This is a genomic window from Mesorhizobium sp. M1E.F.Ca.ET.063.01.1.1 (assembly GCF_003998155.1).
In the GTDB taxonomy this organism is placed as follows: Bacteria; Pseudomonadota; Alphaproteobacteria; order Rhizobiales; family Rhizobiaceae; genus Mesorhizobium.
The window spans coordinates 1-2,228 of the sequence record NZ_RZSC01000884.1; the positions used below are offsets into that span (position 1 = coordinate 1).

Sequence of the window (2,228 nt, forward strand, 5' to 3'; positions counted from 1 at the left end):
AGCGGCGATCGTCGACTACGGCGTGATGGACATCGCCTACCAGATGCAGAACAACCCGTTTTCATGGGGCCTTCACCTCGACGAAATGAAACGCTATTTCGGCGATCCAGGCAATGAGGCAAGTCTTGCCGAAATGCGGGAACGGTCCCCTTCGACCCACGCCGCGAATGTCCAAGGGGCCATCCTCATCACAGCCGGCAAGCAGGACCAAATAGTAGGCTTCGAGCAAACCGAGGAGTTCGAGGGGGCCCTGAAAGCTGCAGGAAAAGACGTGACCGCGGTCTATTTCGATAAGGAAGGACACGGATATGACCGCTGGCAGACAAAGCTTCGACGCGCGCGCCTCATCGAAGACTTCCTCGCCAAACATCTTGGCGGTCGATCGGGCGGCTTCGACTACACAGAAATTGCGGCAGAATATTTGAACTGACCCTGTATATCAGGTGTCAGCGGAAGCGGCATGATCGTCGCAATCGTCTGTGGTGACCTTCGTTCGATGCCTAGTCTAGCGTCGTGTGGCGCGCCGGGCAGAGTTCTCCCGGTTTGAACAATGAGCTGCGTTGGAGATCCGCAGCTCTAGGCCGCCACCCGCTTCATCAGCGCCATGGCGCCGAAGGGCGCGCGAACCTTGCCTTCGGTGATGAAGTAGACGAACACGTCGCGGGGCTTGACCGGCGCATCGGTCTTGGGATCGGCGCGGGGCAGGTCGGCCGGCTGCTTGCCTTCCGCCCAGGTCTTTGCCCGCGCCGTCCATTCGTCGAGCCCCTTCGGCGTGTAGCAGTCGGGATTGTCATCGCTGCCGGTCTGCAGCCGCAAATAGACGAAATCGCCGGTGACGTCGGCAATCGCCGGATATTTGGCGTGGTCGGCATAGACGATCGCGGCATTGTATTTGCGCGCCAAGGCCGGGAATTCGGGCACTCTGAAGCTGTCATGCCGCACCTCGAGCGCATGGCGGAGCGAAACCCCGTCCTGCTTTTCAGGCAGCAGCTTCAGGAAGGCTTCGAAATCGTCCGGGTCGAATTTTTTCGTCGGTGCGAACTGCCAAAGAATCGGCCCGAGCTTTTCGCCAAGCGCGGCGACGCCGGAACCAAGGAAGCGCATCATCGATTCGCCGGCCTCGCCGAGCACGCGGCGGTTGGTGACGAAGCGGTTGCCCTTCAGCGAGAAGACGAAGCCGTCCGGCGTATCGCCGGCCCATTTCAGGAAAGTCGGTTCCTTGAAGCTGGAATAATAGGTGCCGTTGACCTCGATGCTCGGCACCTGGCGGCTGGCGTAGTGCAACTGCTTGGCCTTGGCGAGCTTGTCCGGATAGAAGGACGTGTCCCAGGGCTCGAAGGTCCAGCCGCCCATGCCGGAGCGGATCTTTCCTTGGCTGGTCATCATCTTCCTCCCAGTTTCAAAAAATACGATCAGGCGGCTTTGCCGACGGGTTTGGCCATGTCGACGACGGTCCATCCCGGCCGGTATGGATTGGGCCGGCGACCCGTCTCGCGATAGCCATAGGCGGTGTAGAGCGCGATGTTCCGCTCCATCCGCGAATTGGTGTAGAGCCGCACCTCCGGCACGTGCCACTGCCGCGCCTGCCCGTCGGCGACGTCGAGCAGAGCGATGCCGAGCTTCTTGCCCTGGAAGGCCGGCGCCACCGCGACGCTGAAGATCATGGCGTGGTCAGGATGCCGTTCGAGGACGATCAGCCCGGCCAATTCGCCGCCACTCTCCAGCAGCCAGATTTCGCCGCGCTCGATGCGCGGCGCGTAGTCCTCGGTGACCGGGATCGGTGGCGCGCCGAGCAGGGCGGTGTAGGGTGCGTAGGCGGCAGTGGTCAGCGCGACGATGGCGGCGAGATCAGCATCGTTTGCCTGTCTTGGCATGGTAAAATGCTTTCAGATCCGCTGGACGTTGACTGTGAGATCGCTAACTTGTGACGCTTTAGCCGTTGGCGCGAATGTATATCGGTTCGCCGCAAGCAACCTTTCGTTCATTCCTTGGATGACCGATAGGCAATCGATCATGTCCTTCAAGAGATTTTTTGCCCGTCCTCTCCAGACATCTCTCTCCTCGTCAAAAACATTGCGAAACTCAAGCCATAAATCGTTATGGAGCGTTATCGCTCCAAGCTCAAAAATTACCAAGTATCTAAAAGGATCATTTCTATTTATCGGTCCATGAACAATAAAATTTCTATACGCTATCCATTCTTTGTTCTTATTTTTAAAGTTCTTTAT

4 protein-coding genes are annotated in these 2,228 nt (G+C 58.4%); 1 reads left to right on the top strand and 3 read right to left on the bottom strand.

Annotated features, from left to right (window positions below; genetic code table 11):
* Nucleotides 1–430 (top strand): prolyl oligopeptidase family serine peptidase (locus EOA29_RS33795; protein WP_145969963.1); only part of this gene is annotated, 430 nt, incomplete at its 5' end.
* Between the two features lie 146 nt (nt 431–576).
* Here the strand turns inward: EOA29_RS33795 and EOA29_RS33800 are convergent.
* The 3 genes from EOA29_RS33800 to EOA29_RS42425 all read right to left on the bottom strand — a co-directional run.
* Nucleotides 577–1,383 (bottom strand): DUF72 domain-containing protein, encoded by an 807-nt coding sequence (locus EOA29_RS33800; RefSeq protein ID WP_126093803.1) that lies wholly within the window; start codon nt 1,381–1,383, stop codon nt 577–579.
* A 29-nt stretch (nt 1,384–1,412) separates the two neighbouring features.
* The gene (locus tag EOA29_RS33805; RefSeq protein ID WP_126093804.1) at nt 1,413–1,874 is read right to left on the bottom strand and encodes a GNAT family N-acetyltransferase; all 462 of its coding nucleotides are present in this window, start codon (nt 1,872–1,874) and stop codon (nt 1,413–1,415) included.
* A gap of 12 nt (nt 1,875–1,886) precedes the next feature.
* On the bottom strand, nt 1,887–2,228 hold a 342-nt coding region (locus EOA29_RS42425; protein WP_210213208.1), incomplete at its 5' end, for a hypothetical protein.